This is a genomic window from Nocardioides daejeonensis, assembly GCF_003194585.1.
Taxonomy (GTDB): Bacteria; Actinomycetota; Actinomycetes; order Propionibacteriales; family Nocardioidaceae; genus Nocardioides; species Nocardioides daejeonensis.
Map to the genome: position 1 here is coordinate 288187 of NZ_QHKZ01000002.1, position 23963 is coordinate 312149.

A 23963-nucleotide genomic window follows, 5' to 3' on the forward strand; every position below is an offset into this window, starting at 1 on the left:
TCCCGCTGCGATGAACGGGAGGGTTCGAGGCCCCTGCCCGCTGCACTCCACGACAGCGTTCGTCTAGGCGTCGCGAGGCAGGTGCTCCGGCTGTCCCCCCGACGAGCAGGAGGGTCACGGTTGCGGGTCAGCGCCGGAGTCTCACCGGCTTCCCCCACCAGACGACGTAGTCATCGAATTGTGTGCGCCGACCGTGCCGGCCGGCACCCCACGGTACCCCGGTTCGGACGGTCCCACCGAAACCGCCCGCTCACGGGACGCACCGAGGTGCGGCGCCTTATGCAGGGGCCGCACCTCGGCAACGTCACCGTGGTCGCTGTGCGATGGTCAGGCGAGCTTCTCCAGCACGAGCTCGCGGACCCGGCCGGCGTCGGCCTGGCCACGCATCTCCTTCATCACGGCACCGATGAGGGCGCCTGCTGCGGCGACCTTGCCGTCGCGGATCTTGTCGGCGATGTCGGGATTCTCAGCGATGGCCTTGTCGACCGCGGCCGAGAGCGCACCATCGTCGGAGACGATCTCCAGGCCGCGAGCCGCCACGATCTCCTCGGGCGTGCCCTCGCCGGCAAGCAGACCGTCGAAGACCTGGCGGGCCAGTTTGTCGTTGATCGTGCCACCCTCGACAAGCCTCTGCACCGCAGCGACCTGCGCAGGCGAGACGCCGAGCTCGGCGACGTCGACGCCGGTCTCGTTGGCTCGGCGGGCCAGCTCGGTCAGCCACCACTTGCGGGCCGCCTGCGGTGCGCTGCCTTCGGCGATGGTCTGCTCCACGAGGTCGAACGCACCCGCACCGACGGTGTCGCGCATCTCCAGGTCGGAGAAGCCCCACTCGGCCTGCAGACGTGCCCGACGCACCCACGGCAGCTCGGGCAGCGTGCCGCGCAGCTCCTCCACCCACTCCCGCGACGGCGCCACCGGCACCAGGTCAGGCTCCGGGAAGTAGCGGTAGTCCTCGGCGTCCGACTTCTCGCGGCCGCTGGTGGTGACACCCGTGTCCTCGTGCCAGTGCCGGGTCTCCTGCAGCACCTTCCCGCCCGCATCGAGGACGGAGGCGTGGCGCTGCATCTCGTAGCGCACCGCGCGCTCGACCGAACGCAGCGAGTTGACGTTCTTCGTCTCGCTGCGGGTGCCCAGCACGACCTCCCCGGCGGTCGAGCCCGCCGGGGCCTTCGGTGCCAGCGACAGGTTGACGTCGGCCCGGATCGAGCCCTGGTCCATCCGCGCGTCGGAGACACCCAGGGCGACGATCAGCTCGCGCAGGGCGGCGACGTAGGCCTTGGCGACCTCCGGTGCCCGCTCCCCTGCGCCGAGGATCGGCTTGGTGACAATCTCGATCAGGGGGATCCCGGCCCGGTTGTAGTCGATGAGCGAGTAGTCCGCGCCCTGGATCCGGCCGGTCGCACCGCCCACGTGGGTGGCCTTGCCGGTGTCCTCCTCCATGTGCGCGCGCTCGATCTCGACCCGGAACGTGTCACCGTCGACGTCCACGTCCAGGTAGCCCTCGAAGGCGATCGGCTCGTCGTACTGCGACGTCTGGAAGTTCTTCGGCATGTCGGGGTAGAAGTAGTTCTTCCGCGCGAACCGGCACCACTCGGCGATCTCGCAGTTGAGCGCGAGACCGATCCTGATCGCCGCCTCGACGCCCTTGGCGTTGACCACGGGCATCGCTCCGGGCAGGCCGAGGCAGGTCGGGCATACCTGGGTGTTGGGCTCGGCTCCGAAGGCGGTCGGGCAGCCGCAGAACATCTTGGAGTTGGTGTTGAGCTCGACATGCACCTCCAGACCCATGGCCGGGTCGTAGGAGGCAAGCACCTCGTCGAAGCTGGGCAGCGCGCTCATCGGGCGGCTCCTTCGGTCGCGGCGGACTCGAGCGAGGCGAGTGTCGGGTTCTGGGCCAGCAGCGGACCGCCCCACTTCTTCTCCAGCAGCGCCTCCAGCGCGCCGCCGACGCGGTAGAGCCGCGCGTCCTCGGTAGCGGGCGCGAGGATCTGGAAGCCGACGGGCAGGCCGTCCTCATCGGCCAGTCCGGCCGGCAGCGACATCCCGGGGACGCCGGCCAGGTTGGCCGGGATGGTGGCGAGGTCGTTGAGGTACATCGCCAGCGGGTCGTCGAGCTTCTCGCCCAGCTTGAACGCCGTGGTCGGCGCGGTCGGCGAGACCAGCACGTCGACCGACGCGAAGGCGGCCTCGAAGTCGCGGGAGATCAGCGTCCGCACCTTCTGGGCCTGGCCGTAGTAGGCGTCGTAGTAGCCGCTCGAGAGCGCATAGGTGCCGAGGATGATGCGGCGCTTCACCTCGTCGCCGAAGCCGGCGTCGCGGCTGGCTCGCATCACCTCCTCGGCACTCGGCGCGTCGACGCCCTCGGGCAGGACCCTCAGGCCGTAGCGCATCGCGTCGAACTTCGCGAGGTTGGAGGACGCCTCGCACGGCATCACCAGGTAGTAGGTGGCGAGCGCGTGCACGAAGCTCGGGCACGAGACCTCGACGACCTCGGCGCCCGCGCCGACCAGCAGCTCGACCGCCTCGTTGAAGCGCGCCAGGACGCCGGGCTGGTAGCCCTCGCCCGCCAGCTCCTGGATGACACCGACCTTGAGACCGGAGAGGTCACCGAGCGCGCCTTCCCGCGCAGCCGCAGCCAGCGCGGGCACCGGGGCGTCGATGCTGGTGGAGTCGAGCGGATCGTGCCCGCCGACCAGCTCGTGGAGCAGCGCCGCGTCGAGTACGGTGCGCGTGACCGGGCCGACCTGATCGAGCGAGTTCGCCATGGCCACGAGGCCGTAGCGGGAGAGAGCACCGTAGGTCGGCTTCACGCCGACCGTGCCGGTCACCGCGCCGGGCTGGCGGATCGAGCCACCGGTGTCGGTGCCGAGCGCCAGCGGCGCCTCGTACGCCGCCACTGCGGCCGCTGAGCCACCGCCGGAGCCGCCGGGGATCCGGTCGAGGGCCCACGGGTTGCGGGTCGGCCCGTAGGCGGAGTGCTCGGTGGAGGAGCCCATCGCGAACTCGTCCATGTTGGTCTTGCCCAGGATCGGCAGGCCTGCCGCCTTGAGCTTGCGCACGACAGTGGCGTCGTACGGCGGCACCCAGCCCTCGAGAATCTTCGACCCGCAGGTGGTCGGCAGTCCCGTGGTGGTGAGCACGTCCTTGACGGCGACCGGGACACCGTCGAGCTCGCTCAGCGGCTCTCCCGCGGCCCGGCGGGCGTCGGAAGCGGCGGCCTCGGCCAGCGCTCCTTCGGTATCGACGTGCAGGAAGGCGTGCACGCCCGCCTCGGCGTTGCCGTCGACGGCCGCGATCCGGTCGAGGTGTGCCTGCGTCAGCTCCACCGAAGTCACCTCACCGGCAGCCAGTGCCGCGGCCAGCTCCGCCGCGCTCTTGGTCAGCCATGCGCTCTGCGTGCTCACTGCTCGTCTCCCAGGATCCTCGGCACCATGAACCGCTGTTGCTCGCTCTGCGGCGCCATCGCCAGCGCCTGCTCCGCGTTGAGGCCCGGCACCGCGACGTCGTCGCGAAAGACGTTGGTCAGGGGCATCGGGTGCGAGGTCGGCGGTACGTCGTCACCCGCGACCGCGCTGATCGAACGCACGGAGTCGAGGATGACGGACAGCTGCGGGGCAAGGTGGTCGAGCTCAGCGTCGGAGAGATCGATCCGCGCCAGGTTGGCCAGGTGGGCCACCTCGTCGCGGGTGATCTGCGCCGACGCCTCGGCGTTCTCAGGCGTTTCGGGCATGGAGTGAATCCTAGTGCTGGGCTGCGACGCGCCGCCGAACGGCTGGCAAGGCTCGCTACTCCCCGGGGCTTCGTCGGAGCGGCACGGCAAACTAAGCACCATGAGCAACGAGGTCGAGTCCGCCATCCCGGAAGCCCGTGATCGGCACCAGCAGCTGACCGAGGAGATCGAGGACGCGCGCTGGCGCTACTACGTCCTCGACGACCCGACGCTCTCCGATGCCGACTTCGACCAGCGGATGCGGGAGCTGGAGAGGTTGGAAGAACAGCACCCGGAACTGCGTACCCCCGACTCCCCGACCCAGAAGGTCGGTGGCGCCGTCTCCACCGACTTCACCGCCGTCGACCACCTGCAGCGGATGGAGAGCCTCGACAACGCGTTCTCCTTCGAGGAGCTCGACGGCTGGTACGCACGACTTCTTCGCGACGGGCTCGACGCCCCGGCCCTGCTGTGCGAGTTGAAGGTCGACGGCCTCGCGATCAACCTGCTCTATCGCGACGGCCGCCTGGTCCGTGCGCTCACCCGCGGTGACGGCACCACGGGCGAGGACGTCACTCCCAACGTCAAGACCATCGCCTCCATCCCCCACCGCCTGAGCGGCACCGACGAGTTCCCGGTGCCCACGCTGGTGGAGGTGCGTGGCGAGGTGTTCCTCCCCGTCGCCGCCTTCGAACGACTCAACGAGTCGATGCTCGACGCCGGCAAGCCTGCCTTCGCCAACCCGCGCAACGCTGCCGCCGGCTCGCTGCGCCAGAAGAATCCCCGGGTCACCGCCTCGCGCGCGCTCGGCATGGTCTGCCACGGCATCGGCGCGCGCGAAGGCTTCGAGCCCGTCTCGCAGTCGGAGGCCTACCGGGCGCTCGCCGCCTGGGGGCTGCCGACCTCCGACCGCGTCGAGGTCGTTGCCGATCTTGCCGCGGCTCGCGCCTACATCGACCACCACGGCGAGCATCGGCACGACGTCGAGCACGAGATCGACGGCGTGGTGATCAAGGTCGACGACGTCACCTCCCAACGTCGTCTCGGCTCCACGAGCCGGGCTCCCCGCTGGGCGATCGCCTTCAAGTACCCGCCCGAGGAGGTGAACGCCAAGCTGCTCGACATCGGAGTGAACACCGGGCGCACGGGGCGGGTGACGCCGTACGGGATCATGGAGCCCACCAAGGTGGCCGGCTCCACGGTCGAGCGGGCAACCCTCCACAACGCCCACGAGGTACGCCGCAAGGACGTCCGGCCCGGCGACACGGTGATCCTCCGCAAGGCGGGCGATGTGATCCCGGAGATCCTCGGACCGGTGCTGGGCCTGCGTCCGGACGGGCTGCCGGAGTGGGAGATGCCGACCGTGTGCCCTTCGTGCGGCACCGGCCTGGTGGAGCAGAAGGAGGGCGACAAGGATCTGCGCTGCCCCAACCACCGCTCGTGCCCGGCACAGCTGCTCGACCGCGTCTTCCACGTGTCGGGGCGCGGGGCCTTCGACATCGAAGGGCTGGGCACGGAGGCCGCGGCAGCCCTCCTGGAGGCAGGCCCCGAGGTGCTGGTCGACGAGGGTGACATCTTCGACCTCACTGCCGAGAAGCTGCTCCGCACCAGCCTCTTCACCCGGGCCCCCAAGAAGGGCGAGGAGGGCCTCCAGCTGACCGCCAACGGCGAGAAGCTGCTCGCGAACCTGGCCGAGCGTCGCCAGGTGCCGCTCTGGCGCGTGGTCGTGGCACTCTCCATCCGCCACGTCGGTCCGACCGCGGCGCGCGCGCTGGCGACGGCCTTCGGGTCGATGGAGGCGATCAAGGAGGCCGACGAGCAGCGCCTCGCCGAGGTCGAGGGGGTCGGGCCGACGATCGCGGCCGCGGTGCGCGCCTGGTTCGACGACGTCGAAGGCGGCGCCGACTGGCACAACGCGATCATCGACAAGTGGGCCGCGGCCGGTGTGACGATGGCCGACGAGCGTGACGAGTCGGTGGCCCGCACGCTGGAGGGGCTCACCATCGTCGCCACCGGATCGTTGGTCAACTACACCCGTGACTCGGTCAAGGAGGCGATCATCAGCAGAGGCGGCAAGGCGTCCGGCTCGGTGTCGAAGAAGACCGACTTCGTCGTCGTCGGCGACAACGCCGGTTCCAAGGCAGACAAGGCAGCCGAGCTGGGCCTGCCGATCCTCGACGAGGAGGGCTTCGAGCGGCTCCTCGCGGGTGGACCGGAGGCCGTCGCGGACTGACTCCCCGCCGGAGGGCTCAGTCGACGACCGGGACCACTGGCGCCTTCCGTTCGTGGCTCGGCGCCTGGAAGAAGAGCACGGCGACCAGGCCCAGCAGCAGCACGGCGGCAGGCAGCAGCATCGATTGCGACATCGCCCGTGAGAAGCCGTCGTGCAGGAACTCCGGCAGCTGCTGGATCGGGCCGTCGCCCTGCGTCTTCACACCGGGTAGCTCCGCGGCCAGACGAGCCTGGATCAGCGCCGCGACACCCGCACTGCCGAGCACCGCGCCGACCTGACGCGTCGTGTTGTAGACCCCCGCGCCCGCACCGGCGGAGGCCATCGGCAGGTTGCGGGTGGCGGTCACGCTGAGCGGCGCCCAGAGGAACGCGCTCGAGGCACCCAGCAACGCCATCGCAGCCAGGATCTCCCAGGTCGCCGAGTCCGGGGTCATCACCCGGCTGATCCACCACAGTGCGAACGCCATGCCGGCGAACCCGCCCAGGGTGAGGGGGCGGGGGTGCAGCTGGTCGACGAGCTTGCCCACGACGGGCGCCAGGGCCCCCGAGACCACCGCCATCGGCACCAGCAGCAGTGCGGACTCGGTCGGAGAGAGGCCGCGCACCGCCTGTGCCCAGAACATGAACGGCAACGCCATCGCGGTCACCGCGAAGGAGACCGTGCTGATGCCGAGGTTGGCGAGCGAGAAGTTGCGGTCCGAGAAGAGCGCCAGGGGCACGAGCGGCTCGCGGGGGTTGCGGCTCTGCCAGAAGAGGAAAGCCGCGATGACCAGGATGCCGCCGACGATCAGGCCGGGGACCGAGACGACGGCGGCGAGGAACCCACTCAGGTCGAGGCCGTCGAAGCGACCCCAGTCGTTCTTCTCCCCCTCCTGGATGCCGAAGGTGAGCAGGAAGAGGCCGACCGCGCTGAGCGCCACGCCCGGCAGGTCGAAGCTGTGGTTGTGAGTGACCAGCCTCGGCACCCAGCGGAAAGCCAGCACCCCGCCGAGGATCCCGACCGGCACGTTGATGATGAAGATCCACTCCCAGCCCGGGCCGTCGACCAGGACGCCGCCCAGGATCGGGCCGACCAAGGTGGCCACACCGGCGGTCGCGCCCCACAGCGCCATTGCCTGCCCGCGACTGTGCGCAGGGAAGGTCCGGGTGATCACCGCCATCGTCTGGGGCGTCATCAGCGAGGCACCGACCCCCTGGAAGATGCGCGCCAGGATCAGCTGGTCGACGGTGCCGGTCAGTCCGCACCACAGACTGGAGAGCGTGAAGATGGTCAACCCCAGGAGGTAGACGTTCTTCGGACCGAACCGGTCACCGAGCCGACCGGTCACCGGCAGCGGGACGGCGTACGCCAGCAGATAGGCGCTGGTCACCCAGATCACCGAGTTCACGTCGGCGTCGAGCCCGTCCATGATCGCGGGCGTCGCCACCGAGACGATCGTGGAGTCGACGAGGATCATGAAGAAGCCGATCACCATCGCCCACAGCGCGGGCCAGGGCTGGTAGCCGTCGGGCAGGTCGGTCTGGGGCTGCGCAGTCGAACTCACGAGCGTTGAACCTACTCCCCACCTCCGACATTCCGTCTTTTGCGGATGCGCTCCGAGGAAGCTGGCGAGCGAAGTTGAATGAAACGAAACAGTTTCGTACCATCGAGTCCGTGACCGCCGAGCCGACCCGTCCCCGTGTCACCGGGGAGCGCGAGCGCGAGATCCTCGATGCCACGCTCAGCACCCTGCGGGAAGTGGGCTACGACCGGCTGACGATGGACGCCGTCGCCACCGCAGCCAGGGCCAGCAAGGCCACCTTGTATCGCCGGTGGGAGAACAAGGCCGCGCTCGTCCTGGACGCCCTGTTGCTCGACCGGCACGAGGAGCTCGAGCCCGAGGACACCGGCTCGCTGCGCACCGACCTCATCCGCTTCGGCTCTCGGGCCCTTACCGGACCCAAGCCCGTGGCCACGCTTGCTGCCGTGGTCACCGCCGTCCAGTGCGACCCTGGGTTCGCCGCCGCCTTCCGCCAGCACTTTCTCGGCCCCAAGGTGCGTGCCATGCATCTCATCTACGACCGGGCCCGCGAACGCGGCGAACTACGCGACGACGTGGATCTGCACGTGCTGGGCCCGGCCATGGCAGGGATCGTCCTGCACCGCACCTTCTTGATGGGTGAGACTCCGACCGAGGAGCTGATCACCCGGGTCGTCGACCAGATCATCGTGCCGGCCGCCTGCCGGTAATCCCGAACCAGACCTTCGACAGCGAGTCCTCCATGTCTGAATCCGTCCTGCCCCGCGACGAGCAAGCCCCCGCCCAGCGACACCTGGGCTGGGCCCTCGTGCTGATCTCCACCGCCCAGCTGATGGTGGTGCTCGACAGCACCATCGCCAACATCGCCCTCCCCCACATCAAGACCGACCTGCACTTCAGCGACGCCAATCTCCAGTGGATCGTCACCGGCTACGCGCTCGCCTTCGGCGGATTCCTGCTGTTGGGCGGCCGCCTGGGCGACCTCTACGGGAGGCGCCGGATCTTCATGACGGGCGTCACCGTCTTCGCCATCGCCTCGCTGCTCGGCGGCTTCGCCCAGAACGAGCTCATGCTGCTCGGCTCCCGCGGGCTCCAGGGTCTGGGCGCCGCCATGGCCAGTCCCGCTGCCTTGGCGCTCATCGCCACCACCTTCCCCGCCGGTCCGGCCCGCAGCCGAGCCTTCGCCGTGTACGCCGCGGTCTCGGGAGTCGGTGGCGCCGTCGGTCTGCTACTGGGCGGCTGGCTCACCGGCTCCGACCTCTCCGTCTTCGGCCACCACCTCTCCGGGTGGCGGCTGACCTTCCTCTTCAACGTGCCGATCGGCCTGGTCGCCGCGGCCATGGCCCCGCGCGTGCTGCCGGAGTCGGAGCGGCACACCGGTTGGCTCGACGTGCCGGGCGCCATCACCGCCACCCTCGGTCTGCTCTCCATCGTCTTCGGGCTCTCCCGCGCGGCCGAGGCGGACTACGGCTGGGACGCCCCCTCCACCTGGCTCTTCCTGGCTGTCGGTGTGGCTCTGCTGGTCGCCTTCCTGATGCTGGAGACGCGCCAGGAGCACCCACTGCTGCCGTTCCGGGTCTTCTCCAACCGGACCCGCGCCGCCAGCTTCGTCGCGATGATGTTCATGCCGGCCGCGATGTTCGCCACCTTCTACTTCTTGAGCCTCTTCATCCAGGACGTCGTCGGCTACAGCCCGCTCAAGACCGGCTTCGCCTTCCTGCCGTTCCCGCTCGGCATGGTCATCGCCGCCACCGCATCCTCGAAGCTGATCGGCCGCGTCGACCCGCGGTTCCTGGCGGGCCCCGGCACCCTGGTGGCCGCGTTCGCCATGTTCATGTACTCACGGATCACCGTCGACGACAGCCCCGCTCACCTCGCCAAGGTGGCCCTGGACGGTGGCCACCTCGGCGCCGACACGATCAACTACTGGACCGACCTGCTGCCCTGGATCTTCCTGATGGCGCTGGGCATGGGCTTCACCTTCATCCCCCTCACTCTCACGGCGGTCCACCACCTGCGGCTCGAGGACACCGGCATCGGCTCCGGCGTGCTCAACACGATGCAGCAGGTCGGCGGTGCGATCGGCCTGGCGACGCTGGCGACCGTCTCTATCCATGCGGCGACCGACTGGTTCTCCGGTCTCAAGCCCGCGCCCCAGGGGCAGGATCCCGCGCTGATCCACCGGTTCCAAGAGGTGGCCGGACAGGCCGCGTTCACCCAGGGAGCGACCACCGCCTTCCTGGCCGGGTCGGTGCTGGTGCTGATCGCCTCCGCCGTCGTGTGGAGCACTCTCAACGTCAAGCACACCGAGCTCGCGACGGACGGCCCCGGCGCCGCCGCGCCGCACTGATCCCACCCGCTGCTCCCTGACCGCCCGGCGTCACCTCGACGCCGGGCGGTCGTTCTCCCGGTGGAAGATCCACCACCTGGGGAGGGGAACCCATGCGCCGTGTCCTGAGCACCTTGATCGGTGTCCTGGCCCTGCTGACAGCGACCGTCGGCAGCCCGGTGGCGTCGTACGCCGCGGAGGAGCTGCCGGTCAACTACAACTTCCTCGGTGGCGCCGTCGCCGGCGGCATGCAGCTGAACTCGCATGCTCCCGGCACCAACGACTGGGCGTGCAAGCCGACGAAGCGGCATCCCCGGCCGGTCGTGCTCGTGCACGGCACGCTCGGGAACCGGAGCACGAACTGGCAGGCGTACGGGCCGCTGCTGAAGAACCACGGCTACTGCGTCTTCGCACTCACCTACGGTGTCACAGCGAAGATCCCGGGCGTGGACCTCTTCGGTGGGCTGGGAGACATCCGCGGCAGCGCCGAGGAGCTCGCCGGCTTCGTCGACAAGGTGCTGCGCCGTACCGGGGCCAAGAAGGTCGACATCATCGGTCACTCGCAAGGCACCTACATGCCGCAGTACTGGGTGAAGTTCCTCGGCGGTCGCAAACTGGTGCGCAACTACATCTCGCTCGCACCACTGTGGAAGGGCACGAAGGCCACCGACCTGCTGACCGCGGCGGCCGGCATCTTCGGCGCGGAAGGGTCCCTGCCCGTCTGCACGTCGTGCCCGCAGATGGGCTCCTCCTCGGCCTTCCTCAAGAGGCTGCGCAAGGGTGGCCTCGCGATCAAGGGCATCCGCTACACCAACATCATGTCGCGCTACGACGAGCTCGTGATCCCGTGGCACTCGGGCCGCGAACCAGGCATGAAGAACATCGTGCTGCAGGACGTCTGCAGGACCGACTACACCGAGCACTTCGAGATCGCCGCCGACCCGGTCGGCGCCCACCTCGCCCTCAACCGGCTCGATCCCAAGCACCCGGTCAAGGTGCCCTGCCCGGTCGTGCTGCCCTTCACCGGACCGGTCGGCCCGCTGAACTGACCAGCAGACGGGACTCGGCTTCGCCGGTCAGAAGGTGGCGGCGGCCTCGCGGCAGGCGGTGAGGCGGCGGCGTACGTCCGCGTGGTCGGGAGCACCCGAGGTGTCGACGCTGCCGGCGAGACCACAGGCCGGGGTGAGCACGACCCGGTCGGTGGGCTCGAGGCCGATCATGTCGAACATGCGGGAGACCGTCTCCACGACCTGCTTGGTCGAGACCTGCCCCGACGTCGGCGCGGCGCCGAGCAGCACCCGATCACCCGCCTCCACGGCCTCCGCCAGCTCATCGAGCCCTGTGGCCGCGAGGCGCGCCAGGTCGACCGCGATCCCCGCGGCGCCTGCACGGCGGAGCAGGGCGATCGGGGCGTCGGCGGCACAGCAGTGCACGATCGGCTCTGCGCCCGCCGCACGGACCGCGGCACACACCCAGCCCAGGGCGTCGGACGCCTCGGGCAGGTCGATGGTGCGGTGACGCCCGTAGCCCGAGGCGGTCGGCACCCGACCGGCGAGCACCGCAGGCAGCGCTGGCTCGTCGAGCTGGAGCAGCAGCTCGGTGGCGCCGGGAAGACGCCGCCGGAGGTCGCGCACGTGCTCGATGAGCCCCTCGGCCAGGGACTGGGCCAGCTCCCGTCGGGCACCGTGATCGGCAAGCACCTTGTCGCCGCGAGGCAGCTCCAAGGTGGCCGCCAGGGTCCAGGGGCCGATGACCTGCGCCTTGAAGGGCCCTTGGTAGCCGTCGGTCAGCTCCTCGACGACGTCGAGGTCACGGCCGAGCAACGACCGGGCGCGGCGCTCGTCCACGCCGGGCGCGTCGGTCAGCCGCCAGCCGGCCGGTTGCAGGTCGGTCGCGAGCCCGGCGAGCAGGGCGGCACCGCGGCCGGTCATCCCGGCTCCCGCGCCACGGCCGGGGAGCTCGGGCAGGTGTGGCAGGTCCGGCAGCTCGCCGAGAACGATCCGCGTGGCCTCGGTGAAGCTGCGGGCGTTCTCCTCCTCGGCAGCCAGCGGATCACCGCCCGGCATCGAACCGATGCCGGTCGCCGACAGCGTCACCGCAGCGCCTCGCTCCGGGCCGTCGCCGAGATCGTCGCCGAGCCCACGACGCGCGTCCCGTCGTAGATGACCGCGGCCTGCCCCGGTGCGATCCCCTCCGCCGGATCGACCAGCTCGATCTCGACGGTCTCGTCGATGACGCGGACGACGGCGCGGTGCTCCGCGCCGTGCGCACGCAGCTGGACGCTGCCCTCGAGCCGCTCCGGCACGGTTCCACACCAGCGAGCCTTGATGCCGCTGATCCGGTCGACGCGCAGCCGCTCCCGCGGGCCGACGGTCACGGTGCCGCTGACCGGCTCGATGTCGAGCACGAACCGCGGCTTGCCGTCCGCAGCGGGACGCCCGATCGCCAGCCCCCTGCGCTGGCCGATCGTGTACGCCGTCGTGCCGCCATGGCGGCCCAGCACCTCCCCGGTTGCCTGATCGACGATGTCGCCTCCGTCGTTGGGCAGCCGGTCTCCCAGCTTCTCGCGCAGCCACCCGGCGTTGTCGCCGTCGGCGATGAAGCAGATGTCGTGGGAGTCGGGCTTGTGGGCGACCATCAGCCCCCGGCGCTCGGCCTCGGCACGCACCTGCTGCTTGTGAGAGTCGCCGAGCGGGAAGAGCGAGTGGGCCAGCTGGTCCTGGGTGAGCACCCCGAGCACGTAGGACTGGTCCTTGCCGGGGTCCTCCGCGCGATGCAGCTCGAACAGCCCGTCAGCGCCGGTGCGCAGCTTCGCGTAGTGGCCGGTCGCCACCGCGTCGAAGCCCAGGGCGAGAGCACGGTCCAAGACAGCGGCGAACTTGATCTTCTCGTTGCAGCGCAGGCAGGGATTGGGCGTGCGCCCCGCCGCGTACTCCGCCATGAAGTCCTCGACCACATCGTCGTGGAAGCGGTCGCTCATGTCCCAGACGTAGAAAGGAATGCCGATCACGTCGGCCGCCCGCCGGGCGTCGTTGCTGTCCTCGATCGTGCAGCAGCCGCGGGCACCGCTGCGGTAGGACTTCGGGTTGCGCGAGAGGGCGAGGTGGATTCCGGTCACCTCGTGGCCCGCCTCGGCCGCTCGAGCCGCAGCCACTGCCGAGTCGACGCCGCCCGACATCGCGGCGAGGACCTTCACCGGAGCCCCCGCGGCTGCGCTGCGGCCCGGGCCCGCTCGACGGCCGGCCCGATCGCTGCCGCCAACCGCTCGACGTCGTGCGCGGTCGAGGTGTGCCCCAGCGTGAAGCGAAGCGAGCTGCGCGCCTCGGCCTCGGAGCATCCCATCGCCAGCAGCACGTGCGAGGCCTGCGGCACTCCGGCGTTGCAGGCCGAGCCGGTGGAGCACTCGATGCCCTGGGCGTCGAGGAGCATCAGCAGTGAGTCACCCTCGCAGCCGGGGAAACGCAGGTGGGCATGGCCCGGGAGCAGCTCGGCCGCCTGCCCACTCACCTGCACGTCGGGCACGGCCGCCAGGACGCGGCGTACCAGCTCCGTCCGAAGCTCGGCGAGGTGCGCTGCGCGCTTCTGCTGGTCGGCGACGGAGGCCTCCACCGCTCGGGCGAAGCCGGCGATGGCCGGAGCGTCGATCGTGCCGGAGCGCACATCGCGCTCCTGGCCGCCGCCGTGGACCAGCGGGACCACGGCGAGCTCCCGCCGGACGACGAGTGCGCCGACCCCGAAGGGACCGCCCACCTTGTGACCGGTGAGCGTCAGCGCATCGACCCCCGAGGCGGCGAACGCGACCGGCAGGATGCCGATCGCCTGCACCGCGTCGGTGTGCACCGGAATGCCGTGGCGGTGGGCGATCTCGACGACCTCGGCGACCGGCTGCACAGTGCCGACCTCGTTGTTGGCCCACATCACCGAGGCCAGGCTCACCGAGTCGGGATCAGCCTCGATCGAGGCCTCGAAGGCGTCCAGGTCGAGGCGTCCGCTGGCATCGACGGGCAACAGCTCGACCGCGGCACCGCGCTCCGCGAGCCAGTGCAGCGGGTCGAGCACGGCGTGGTGCTCGACCGCCGTCGTCAGGATCCGCGTGCGTACGGCGGCAGCGCCGTTGCGCGCCCAGTGCACGCCCTTCAGGGCGAGGTTGTCGGCCTCGGTGCCGCCGGAGGTGAAGACGACCTCGCCGGGGCGGCAGTCGAGAGACTGGGCGATCCGCTCCCGCGACTCCTCCACAACCCTCCGGGCGTCGCGGCCCGAGGCATGCAGCGATGAGGGATTGCCGACACGGCCGAGGAGGGCCGTCATCGTCTCGATGGCCTCCGGCAGCATCGGGGTGGTCGCGGCGTGGTCGAGGTACACCCGCTCAGGTGCGTCAGTCATTGCGGATCAAGAGTACGAGATCGGCCATGATCCCTCCGTCGCGGTAGGTCACAGCACGACCAGGCCGTCGCGGTGGACGACCTCGCGCTCGTACTCCTCCCCCAGCTCGGCGCGCAGCACCGAGGACGACTTGCCCGCCAGCTGGGGAATCTCGTCGGCGTCGAAGTTCACCAGACCTCGGGCGACCGGGGTGCCGTCCGGACCGACCAGGTCGACCGGGTCACCGGCGCTGAAGTCGCCCGACGCCCCGAGGAGCCCGGCCGCGAGCAGCGAGGCGCGGCGCTCGACCACGGCACGCACCGCGCCCGCATCGAGCAGCAGCTGGCCCTTCGGCTCGGTGGCGTGCCTGAGCCACAGCATCCGGGTGGGCCTCTTGCGGCCGGTCGGGTGGAAGAGCGTGCCGATCGGCTCCCCGGCAAGCGCCGCGGCGGCGTTGGCCGCCGAGGTGAGCACGACGGGGATGCCCGCGCCGGTGGCGATCTGCGCCGCCTCGACCTTGGTCGCCATCCCGCCGGTGCCGACGCCCGCGGCGCCGGCCGAGCCGATGCTCACTCCCGCCAGGTCGGCCTGCCCACGTACCTCGCTCAGCAGCGAGGTCCCGGGTCGAGCGGGGTTGCCGTCGTAGAGCCCGTCCACGTCGGAGAGCAGCACCAGCAGGTCGGCGTGCACCAGGTGAGCGACAAGCGCGGCGAGCCTGTCGTTGTCGCCGAAGCGGATCTCCGAGGTGGCGACCGTGTCGTTCTCGTTGACGATCGGCAGCACGCCGTACTCCAGCAGCTTCGCGAAGGTCTGGTAGGCGTTGCGGTAGTTGGCCCGCCGGGTGACGTCGTCGACGGTCAGCAGCACCTGCCCGGTCGTCAGGCCGTGCCGGGCAAGCTCCTCGGTGTAGCGATGCACCAGCAACCCTTGGCCCACCGAGGCCGCCGCCTGCTGGCCGGCCAGACTGCGCGGGCGCCGGCGCAGGCCGAGCGGAGCCAGCCCGGCCGCGATCGCGCCTGAGGAGACGAGCACCACCTCGGCACCGCGCGCGCGGACGCCGGCGATCACGTCGACCAGCGTCGCCACCCGCTCGGGGTCGATCCCACCCGCCGCCGTGGTGAGCGAGGACGAGCCCACCTTGATGACGACACGCCGGGCGCCGAGGACCTCGGGGCGGCGTACGACGGAGCTCATGTCTGGGAGTCCGGGTCGAACTCTTGCCAGTCCGGGTCGTCGGCGGAGCCGATCTCATAGGCGACCGGTCCGGCCGGGTCTCCGTCGTCGATGCGGCGGGCGACGTCGGCACGCGCCTCGTTCTCAGCACGCGACTCCATCGCGTCGTCGATGCGCCGCCTGCGCTCCGCGGCCGGGCGGTGCTCACCGAACCTCTGGTCCTCACCACGGCGCCCGAGCATCTCGACGCCGGCGTCGATCCCAGGCTTGAAGTCGAAGACCACCGCGTTGTTCGGGTCTCCGATCAGCACCGCATCGCCCTCCACAGCACCGATCTCGAGCAGCCTCGCCTCGACGCCGAGCCGGTTGAGGCGGTCGGCCAGGAAGCCCACGGCCTCGTCGTTGCTGAAGTCGGTCTGGCGCACCCAGCGCTCCGGCTTCACACCCCGGACCCGCCAGGCGCGCTGGCCGGCTCCGGCCCCGTCCGTGGTCTCGGTGATCGCGAACTCCGCGCCGCCGGCGACCGCCTCGGGGCGCAGCACGATGCGGGTTGCCTCCACCACCGGGCGTTCGGCGCGGGCGCCGGTGACGATCCGGGCCATCGCGAAGGTGAGCTCCTTGAGACCCTCGCCGGACGCCGCACTGACCTCGAACACCTCAAGCCCGCGCTCGCGCAGCTCGTCGATCACGAAGGAGGCGATGTCACGCCCGTCCGGCACGTCGATCTTGTTGAGGGCGACCAGCCGCGGCCGGTCCTCCAGACCGCCGTAGCGCTGCAGCTCGCCCTCGATGATGTCGAGATCCTCGACGGGATTGCGGCCGGGCTCGATGCTCGCCGTGTCGATCACATGCACCAGCGCCGCGCAGCGCTCGATGTGCCGCAGGAAGTCATGGCCGAGACCACGACCCTCAGCTGCGCCCTCGATCAGGCCCGGGACGTCGGCAACCGTGAAAGTCGTGTCTCCTGCACGCACCACGCCGAGGTTCGGCACGAGCGTGGTGAAGGGGTAGTCGGCGATCTTGGGTCGTGCCCGCGAGATCGCGGCGATCAGGGAGGACTTGCCGGCGCTCGGGAAGCCCACCAGGCCGATGTCGGCGACGACCTTGAGCTCAAGCACCACCTCGAGCTCGTCGCCGGGCTCGCCGAGGAGGGCGAAGCCCGGCGCCTTGCGCTTCGCCGAGGCGAGCGCCGCGTTGCCGAGACCACCACGGCCCCCCTGGGCGATGACCATCTCGGTGCCGGGCCCGACCAGGTCGGCGAGGACCTTGCCTTCGGCGTCGCTCACCACGGTGCCGTCAGGCACCGGGAGCACGAGATCGGAGCCGTGCCCGCCGTTGCGGTGGCCACCGGCCCCCTGGCCGCCGTTCTCGGCACGCCGACGCGGGCTGTGGTGGTAGTCGATGAGAGTGGTGACGTCGGGGTCGACCCGGAGGATCACCGAACCCCCTGGGCCGCCGTTGCCCCCGTCCGGGCCACCGAGCGGCTTGAACTTCTCGCGGTGCACGGAGGCCACGCCGTTGCCGCCACGGCCGGCGGCGATGCTCAGCCGGACCTGGTCGACGAAGGTGGGGACGGCCATAGGGGTTCCTTTCCGCGCGGCTCGTCACGAGCCGCAAAAAGCGAAGGCGCCCCTAGATCCTAGGGACGCCTTCGACGAAGCTGCTGAACGCGGAGGCTCAGGCCTCCGGGACGATGTTGACGACACGCCGACCGCGGCGGGTGCCGAACTCGACGGCGCCGGCAGCAAGGGCGAACAGGGTGTCGTCGCGACCTCGGCCCACGTTGACGCCCGGGTGGAACTGGGTGCCGCGCTGGCGGACCAGGATCTCGCCAGCGTTGACCGCCTGGCCACCGAAGCGCTTCACGCCCAGGCGCTTGGCGTTGGAGTCACGACCGTTCTTGGTGCTGGAAGCACCCTTCTTACTTGCCATGGTTGATGTCCTTCAGGATCGGATGAGGCTCAGGTCGGTAAGCCGACCGGATCGAGCGGTCGAGCTGGATCAGGCGGTGATCGCGGTGACCTTGACCTGGGTGTACTTCTGACGGTGACCCTGGCGCTTCTTGTAGCCGGTCTTGTTCTTGTACTTCTGGATCACGATCTTGGGACCCTTGGTGCCACCTAGGACCTCGACGGTGACGGAGGCGTTGCCGAGCGCCGAGGCGCTGGAGGTCACGGCCTCACCGTCGACCAGGAGCACCACCGGGAGCTCGACGGACTCGCCGACCGCGGTCTCCACCTTGTCGATCTCGATGACGTCGCCCACGGCAACCTTCTGCTGGGTGGCGCCTGCGCGCACGATCGCGTACACCGCGGTCTCCTTCGTCGTGTCCATCTAAAAGCCTGCTGTCTCCGGTGCTCGCCGACCGACTCTGTCGATCAGTCGGTCGGGGCCGACACGGAGTAGGCGTGCTGCTGCACACCGAGGGTCCATCTTACGGATCCACTACCCCGCACGCAAAACGACGGCCCGAGCGATGGCGTGAGGTAGGTCATCAGCGCACCTCCGCGCGTTCCACAACGGGCTGCGGCAGGTCCTCGACGAACGAGCGGATCGCATCGTGGTACCCCGGCGGTTCCAGCAGGAACGAATCGTGCCCGTGCACCGAGTGCAGTTCGTCGAAGTCGACCGCGACACCGAGGCGGCGCAGCTCGTCGACCATCCGTCGCGACTGCGCCGTGTCGAAGCGCCAGTCACTGTCGAAGGACAGCACCCGGAACCGGGTCGCGGTGCCACGCAACTGCGTCTCCGTATCCGGATCGGCGAAGGGGTCGAAGTAGTCCAGCAATCTCGAGAGATAGAGGTAGGAGAGCGCGTCGAAGCGATCGAGGAAGACGTTGCCCTGGTGCTGCAGGTAGTGCTCGACAGCGAAGTCCGGCGCCATGGTCATCTCGCCGGGCGCGGAATCCCGCTCGTGGCCGAACTTCTTCGCCAGCGCGGCGGCGGACACATAGGTGATGTGCGCCATCATCCGGGCCACCTTCTGGCCATGCGCGGGCACGACACCATGCTCGGCATAGCGACCGCCATGGAACTGAGGGTCGTTCATGATCGCCTCGCGCCCGACCGCGGAGAAGGCGATGTTCTCGGTGGTCAGTCGCGACGATGCCGCAACGACGACAGCACGTTCGATCTCCTCCGGAGCATCGATCGCCCACTGCAGCACCTGCATGCCGCCCAGCGAACCGCCAACCGCCGCGTGCAGCCGGTCGACCCCCAGGTGGCGCATCAGCGCCCGGTGCACGGTCACCAGGTCCGACATGTGCAGGAGCGGGAAGTCCATCGCGTACGCCGCCCCGGTGGCCGGATCGATCGAGAGGGGGCCCGTGGTGCCCGAGCAGCCACCAAGCAGGTTCGCGCTGATCACGAAGAAGCGCTCCGTGTCGATCGCCTTGCCGTGGCCGATCAGGTTGTCCCACCAGCCGCGCTTCTTCGCTCCGAGGTGGAGACCCGCGGCATGCGCATCACCGGTCAGGGCGTGGCAGATGAAGATCGCGTTGTCGCGCTCGGGTGAGAGTTCGCCGTAGGTCTCGTAGGCGACCTCGACGTGGCGCAGCACTCCGCCACCACGCAGTCGCAGCGGGTCGTCCTCTCCAAAGAGGACGACCCGCTGCGTCTCGACGTAGCCAGTCGCGATGGTGCTCAGCTCACTTGCTGGCGGCCAGCGCCTGGTCGAGGTCGGCGATGATGTCGTCGATGTGCTCGATGCCGATCGACAGGCGCACCATGTCCTCGGGCACACCCGCAGCCTCCAACTCCTCAGGAGTCAGCTGGCTGTGCGTCGTGGTGGCGTTGTGGATCGCCAGCGACTTGGCGTCGCCGATGTTGGCGAGGTGGCTGAAGAGGTTCAGCGCCTCGACGAACTTCTTGCCGCCCTCACGCCCCGCCTTGACCCCGAAGCTGACCAGGCCGCCGTACCCGCCCTTGAGCGTGCGGTCGGCGACCTCCTTGTAGGGGCTGTCAGCCAGACCCGGGTAGCTGACCCAGGCGACATCGTCGTGCTGGTTGAGGTACTCCGCCACCTTGAGGGCGTTCTCGCTGTGGCGCTCCATGCGCAGGTGCAAGGTCTCCAGCCCCTGGAGGAAGAGCCAGGAGTTCATCGGAGTCGTGGCCGCGCCCGTGTTGCGCAGCAGCACCGTGCGAGCCCGGATGATGTAGGCGAGGTTGCCGACGGCCTCGGTCCAGACCACCCCGTGGTAGGCGGCGTCGGGCTTGGTGAGGCCCGGGAACCGGTCGCTGTGCGCTGCCCAGTCGAAGTTCCCGGAGTCGACGATGATGCCGCCGATGGAGGTGCCATGGCCACCGATGTACTTGGTGGCCGCGTGCACGACGACGTCGGCGCCGAGCTCGAACGGCTTGCACAGCATCGGCGACGGAGCGGTGTTGTCGACGATGAGCGGCAGGCCCAGCGCGTGGGCGGCGTCGGCCCACGCTCGGATGTCGACCACGTTGATCTTCGGGTTGCCGAGGGTCTCACCGAAGACGAGCCGGGTGCGCTCGTCGACTGCGGCAGCCAGTTCCTCGGGCTTCTCCGGGTCGACGAAGCGCACCGTGATGCCGAACTGCGGCAGCGTGTGCGCGAAGAGGGCGTAGGTGCCGCCGTACAGGGTGGAGAGCGCGACGATGTTGTCGCCCGCGCCCGCCAGGTTGAGCACGGCGTACGTCGTCGCGGTCGACCCCGAGGCCACGGCGAGGGCACCCACACCGCCTTCGAGCTGCGTCATCCGCTGCTCGAACACGTCCTGAGTCGGGTTCATGATCCGGGTGTAGATGTTGCCGGGCTCGGCGAGCGCGAAGAGGTTGGCCGCGTGCTCGGTGTCGTTGAAGACGTAGGAGGTGGTCTGGTAGATCGGCACGGCCCGCGAGTTGGTCGCGGGGTCGGCCTGCTCCTGGCCGGCATGCACGGCAAGGGTCTCGGGACGGTAGGTCATGTTCACACTCTTCCTCATCGAAGGTGATCCAAAGTCGACTGACTTGATAGACATTACTAGCAGGGCCCAGCCGGGCCACGAACCGTCCACATTCTGACGTGGAGGAGACCCCTTTCCCGGGGTGTCCTCCACGTGAGACGGATCAGCGCTTGCGCGTGCCGCGCTTCTTGATCGGCACGTGCAGATCGGCGCCCTCGTCGGCCTTCTGCTCCGGCGTGACCGGATCGGTCGAGACCAGGTCCGCCGCGGCGGGCTCCGCCTTGCCACGTCGGCGCGATCGCGTCGTCACCTTGGGCGGCGCCGCAGCCGTCACCGGGGCAGCGACGGGCGTGCTCACCGTGAGCACCACGGGCTCGCCCTGTGTCGGGGTGATCACGCCGCTGCTGCGCGCGGAGCGGCGGGTCCGGGTCACTGTGCTGACCCGGGGCGCGGAGTCCGGAACGCCGTTCGACGGCTCGGCGGCAGCGGGCTCCGCAGCCTCCGGAGAGCGCTGCTTCGTGGCGCCCTGCTCGACCGGAGCACTCGCCGGCACCGGCGTCGTGTCGCGCGACGCCGCGACGCCTGCCACTGCGGCGAGCGGCTCCGCGGCCTCTGCCGCCGGCTGCTCGCTCGGCGTCTCCGCCGCGGGCGTCGGCTCCGGACGGCTCCAACCGGACGGCTCCGCGGCAGCGGGGCGCTCTGCCTTCGCAGCAGACCGCGCATCGGTGACCGGGGGCTCGTCGAGCGCCTCGGCCTCGGGGCGCGTGCTGCCGGCCAGGTCCTTGGGTGAGGGAGCGACCGGCTTCGGAGCCTGCTTGCCCTCAGGCTTGCTCTGCTCGGACTTCTGCTGGTCGGACTTCTGCTCGCCTCGGCCCTTGCCTCGGCGGCCGCCCCCGCGCCGGTTGTCGTCCTCGGAGCGACGCGGCTCGATCGGCATGTCGTGCACCACGAGACCGCGGCCCTGGCAGTGCTCGCAGTTCTCGCTGAACGCCTCCAGCAGACCGGTGCCGATCCGCTTGCGGGTCATCTGGACCAGGCCCAGGGAGGTCACCTCGGCGACCTGGTGGCGGGTCCGATCGCGGCCCAGGCACTCGACCAGCCGACGCAGCACCAGGTCGCGGTTGGACTCCAGCACCATGTCGATGAAGTCGACGACGATGATGCCGCCGATGTCGCGCAGCCGGAGCTGGCGCACGATCTCCTCGGCCGCCTCCAGGTTGTTCTTGGTGACCGTCTCCTCGAGGTTGCCTCCGGAACCGGTGAACTTGCCGGTGTTGACGTCGACGACCGTCATCGCCTCGGTGCGGTCGATGATCAGCGAGCCACCCGACGGCAGCCACACCTTGCGGTCCAGCCCCTTGGCGATCTGCTCGTCGATCCGGAAGACGGAGAACGAGTCCCCACCTTCGGTAGGCACGAACCGCTCGACACGGTCCAACAGGTCCGGCGCGACGTGCTCGACGTAACCGTGCACCGTCTCCCACGCCTCGTCACCCTCGACGACCAGCTTGCTGAAGTCCTCGGTGAAGAGGTCGCGCACGACCTTGAGGGTCAGGTCCGGCTCGCCGTACAGGAGCTTGGGCGCGCTGCCCTGGGTGGACTTCTTCTCGATGTCCTCCCAGCGTGCCTTGAGCCGCTCCACGTCGAGCGTGAGCTCGTCCTCCGACGCGCCCTCGGCCGCCGTACGCACGATCACGCCGGCAGAGTCGGGGACGATCTCCTTCAGCAGGCTCTTGAGTCGCGCCCGCTCCGTGTCGGGAAGCTTGCGGGAGATGCCCGAGGTCGTCCCGTCCGGCACGTAGACCAGGAAGCGGCCGGCCAGACTGATCTGGCTGGTCAGCCTGGCGCCCTTGTGGCCGATCGGGTCCTTGGTGACCTGCACCAGGACGGACTGGCCGCTGGAGAGGACAGACTCGATCTTGCGCGGCTGACCCTCCTTGTGCCCCAGCGCCGACCAGTTGACCTCGCCGGCGTACAGCACCGCGTTGCGACCCTTGCCGATGTCGACGAAGGCCGCCTCCATCGAGGGCAGCACGTTCTGGACGCGACCGACGTAGACGTTGCCGATCAGAGAGTTCTGCGACTCTCGAGAGACGTAGTGCTCCACGAGGACCTTGTCCTCGAGGACGCCGATCTGGGTGAGCTCGCCCTTCTGGCGCACCACCATGACCCGGTCCACCGACTCCCGGCGAGCCAGGAACTCGGCCTCACTCACGATCGGGGCCCGGCGGCGTCCGGCCTCGCGGCCCTCGCGGCGACGCTGCTTCTTCGCCTCCAGGCGCGTAGAGCCGGAGACGGCGGTGATCTGGTCCTCGGGCGAACGGGTCGCCCGAACCCGGGTCACCGTGTTGGCCGGGTCGTCGTTGGCCTCCCCGGAAGCCTCACCGGCCCGGCGACGGCGGCGGCGACGACGTGAGCCGCCCTCGCCCTGCTCCTCGTCGCTCGCGCCGTCGTCGTCGCTCTGACCCGATGCGCCGGTCGTGTCGGCTTCGGCCGCCTCGCCCTCCGCCTCGGCGTGCTCGCCGCCCTCGGCGTTGCCCTTGCGACGACGTCGGCCACCCCGACGGCGGCGACGACGGCCACCGCCCTGGCCAGACTCCTCGTCGTCGGTGGCGGAGTCGTTCTCCTCGCCGGTCTCAGCCGGCGCCGTCTCGGTGGGCTCAGTCTCGGTGGGCTCGGTCTGGGGCTGCGTCGTCTCCGCCTGCTCCGTGTCTCCCTGGCCGGGGGCGTCCTGCGCCTCCTCAGCGTCGACCGGCGCGGCCTCGTCGACAGCAGGCTCCTCGACCGCCGGAGCGGCCTTCTTGCGACTACGGGTCCGCTTCGGCTTCTCCGGTGCCTGGAAGAGCGGCACGGCGACGGCGGGCTCGGTGCCCTCGTCGTCGGCAGAAGCCGCCTCCGCTCCGGTGGGCGCTTCGGCGACCGCCGGGGCAGGCTCAGCGGCCTTGCGAGCACGGGTGCGGCGAGTGGCCGCCTTCTTGACCGGGGCAGGCTCCGCGGACGGCTCTGTCACGGCAGCCTGCTCGACGGCCCGGGTCTCCACCGACGGGTCGACTGGCTCTGCCACCGGGTCCGCTGGCTCTGCGACCGGGGCCACAGCCGCCTTCTTGGCGGTCTTGCGCGGCGCACGCTTGGCGGCCTTCTTCACCGGCGCCGGGTCGGCGACCTCGGGGGCGGCCTCGGGGGCAGCTGCCTCCCCGATCTCGGGAGCAGGCTCCTCCACCGACGCTTTCTTCGCCGCCGTCTTCTTGGCGGTGGTCTTCTTCGCCGCCGTCTTCTTGGCGGCGGTCTTCTTCGCCGCCGTCTTCTTCGCGGCCTTCTTCACCGGCTCCGCCGGCTCGCCCGTCTCGGCAGTTGCATCGTCGAGCAGCGAAGGCTGCTCGGGCTCCGGGGCAGCCTTCTTCGTGGTCTTGCGCGGCGCACGCTTGGCGGCCTTCTTGGCCGGTGCGGCATCGCTGGGCTCCGGGTTGCTCTCCGGGGTGTTCTCCGGACCGGCAGTGGGGTTCTCGTCGAGCATGGTCACGCTCCTCGGTGCGCCCAGAGGCGGCACCTGGTCACCGTCTCCCGACACAAGTGCCGGAGACGTCAAGCTTCAGGTGGCGACGAGCCCTCCGCGTCGCGTCACTGGTGCAACCGTGTCCACCCGCCGCGGTCGCAAGACCTTTGCGCTGCTGTCACCAGCGCAGGCCACGTCGCGGTCCGTTGGTCGCCGTCGTCACTCAGTGTGCCGA

Annotated in this window: 18 protein-coding genes and 1 riboswitch; of the genes, 4 read left to right on the forward strand and 14 right to left on the reverse strand. The window is 70.1% G+C overall.

From position 1 onward, the window contains the following. Positions 1–59: 59 nt before the first annotated feature. Positions 60–177: riboswitch (cobalamin riboswitch) on the reverse strand. 150 nt (positions 178–327) lie between these two features. The 3 genes from gatB to gatC are packed head-to-tail and all read right to left on the reverse strand — an operon-like array spanning position 328 to position 3730. Then, on the reverse strand, positions 328–1839 hold the full coding sequence (gene gatB, locus DNK54_RS06060) for an Asp-tRNA(Asn)/Glu-tRNA(Gln) amidotransferase subunit GatB (protein WP_110206068.1): 1512 nt from the start codon (positions 1837–1839) through the stop codon (positions 328–330). Continuing rightward, positions 1836–3404, reverse strand: coding sequence for an Asp-tRNA(Asn)/Glu-tRNA(Gln) amidotransferase subunit GatA (gene gatA, locus DNK54_RS06065; protein ID WP_110206069.1), 1569 nt, complete (start codon positions 3402–3404; stop codon positions 1836–1838). The genes gatB and gatA overlap by 4 nt, the downstream gene beginning before the upstream one ends. After that, on the reverse strand, positions 3401–3730 hold the full coding sequence (gene gatC, locus DNK54_RS06070; protein ID WP_110206070.1) for an Asp-tRNA(Asn)/Glu-tRNA(Gln) amidotransferase subunit GatC: 330 nt from the start codon (positions 3728–3730) through the stop codon (positions 3401–3403). Before gatC ends, gatA begins: the two co-directional genes overlap by 4 nt. Positions 3731–3830: 100 nt before the next feature. Between gatC and ligA the strand changes: the two genes are divergently transcribed. After that, a complete protein-coding gene (gene ligA / locus DNK54_RS06075) occupies positions 3831–5942 on the forward strand; it encodes an NAD-dependent DNA ligase LigA (protein ID WP_110206071.1) in 2112 nt (703 codons plus the stop codon). Positions 5943–5958: 16 nt separating this feature from the next. On the opposite strand, the gene DNK54_RS06080 is transcribed toward ligA, so the two are convergent. Beyond that, on the reverse strand, positions 5959–7485 hold the full coding sequence (locus DNK54_RS06080; protein WP_338036273.1) for a DHA2 family efflux MFS transporter permease subunit: 1527 nt from the start codon (positions 7483–7485) through the stop codon (positions 5959–5961). A gap of 110 nt (positions 7486–7595) precedes the next feature. On the opposite strand from DNK54_RS06080, the gene DNK54_RS06085 reads away from it, so the two are divergent. From DNK54_RS06085 to DNK54_RS06095, 3 genes are all read left to right on the forward strand, one after another. Beyond that, positions 7596–8171 carry a TetR/AcrR family transcriptional regulator gene (locus tag DNK54_RS06085; protein ID WP_239459951.1) on the forward strand — a complete coding sequence of 192 codons (576 nt, stop codon included), beginning with the start codon at positions 7596–7598 and terminating at the stop codon, positions 8169–8171. A 32-nt stretch (positions 8172–8203) separates the two neighbouring features. Then, positions 8204–9811, forward strand: coding sequence for a DHA2 family efflux MFS transporter permease subunit (locus DNK54_RS06090; RefSeq protein ID WP_110206072.1), 1608 nt, complete (start codon positions 8204–8206; stop codon positions 9809–9811). 92 nt (positions 9812–9903) lie between these two features. After that, positions 9904–10839, forward strand: coding sequence for an esterase/lipase family protein (locus tag DNK54_RS06095; protein WP_110206073.1), 936 nt, complete (start codon positions 9904–9906; stop codon positions 10837–10839). A gap of 27 nt (positions 10840–10866) precedes the next feature. Here the strand turns inward: DNK54_RS06095 and DNK54_RS06100 are convergent, their stop codons facing one another. The 10 genes from DNK54_RS06100 to DNK54_RS06145 form a co-directional block, all read right to left on the reverse strand. Next, positions 10867–11886: a methionine synthase gene (locus tag DNK54_RS06100; protein ID WP_239459952.1), complete on the reverse strand. Its 1020-nt coding sequence runs from the start codon at positions 11884–11886 to the stop codon at positions 10867–10869. Continuing rightward, a complete protein-coding gene (gene mnmA, locus DNK54_RS06105; RefSeq protein ID WP_204164442.1) occupies positions 11883–12986 on the reverse strand; it encodes a tRNA 2-thiouridine(34) synthase MnmA in 1104 nt (367 codons plus the stop codon). The genes DNK54_RS06100 and mnmA overlap by 4 nt, the downstream gene beginning before the upstream one ends. Beyond that, positions 12983–14173: a cysteine desulfurase family protein gene (locus DNK54_RS06110; protein ID WP_110206075.1), complete on the reverse strand. Its 1191-nt coding sequence runs from the start codon at positions 14171–14173 to the stop codon at positions 12983–12985. The genes mnmA and DNK54_RS06110 overlap by 4 nt, the downstream gene beginning before the upstream one ends. Before the next feature lie 48 nt (positions 14174–14221). Next, entirely contained in the window at positions 14222–15346 is a 1125-nt protein-coding gene (gene proB, locus DNK54_RS06115) for a glutamate 5-kinase (protein ID WP_110206076.1), read from the reverse strand. Further along, on the reverse strand, positions 15343–16905 hold the full coding sequence (gene obgE / locus DNK54_RS06120; protein ID WP_110206077.1) for a GTPase ObgE: 1563 nt from the start codon (positions 16903–16905) through the stop codon (positions 15343–15345). The genes proB and obgE overlap by 4 nt, the downstream gene beginning before the upstream one ends. 97 nt (positions 16906–17002) lie before the next feature. Beyond that, the gene (gene rpmA, locus DNK54_RS06125) at positions 17003–17257 is read right to left on the reverse strand and encodes a 50S ribosomal protein L27 (protein WP_110206078.1); all 255 of its coding nucleotides are present in this window, start codon (positions 17255–17257) and stop codon (positions 17003–17005) included. A gap of 69 nt (positions 17258–17326) precedes the next feature. After that, complete coding sequence (rplU, locus tag DNK54_RS06130; RefSeq protein ID WP_110206447.1) at positions 17327–17635, reverse strand: 50S ribosomal protein L21; 309 nt, start codon at positions 17633–17635, stop codon at positions 17327–17329. A gap of 184 nt (positions 17636–17819) precedes the next feature. Continuing rightward, positions 17820–19067, reverse strand: a complete 1248-nt coding sequence (metX, locus tag DNK54_RS06135; protein WP_420846361.1) for a homoserine O-acetyltransferase MetX — start codon at positions 19065–19067, stop codon at positions 17820–17822. Next, positions 18973–20256: an O-acetylhomoserine aminocarboxypropyltransferase/cysteine synthase family protein gene (locus DNK54_RS06140; RefSeq protein WP_110206449.1), complete on the reverse strand. Its 1284-nt coding sequence runs from the start codon at positions 20254–20256 to the stop codon at positions 18973–18975. The genes metX and DNK54_RS06140 overlap by 95 nt, the downstream gene beginning before the upstream one ends. A 142-nt stretch (positions 20257–20398) precedes the next feature. After that, a complete protein-coding gene (locus DNK54_RS06145) occupies positions 20399–23749 on the reverse strand; it encodes an Rne/Rng family ribonuclease (RefSeq protein ID WP_110206079.1) in 3351 nt (1116 codons plus the stop codon). Positions 23750–23963 lie beyond the last annotated feature (214 nt).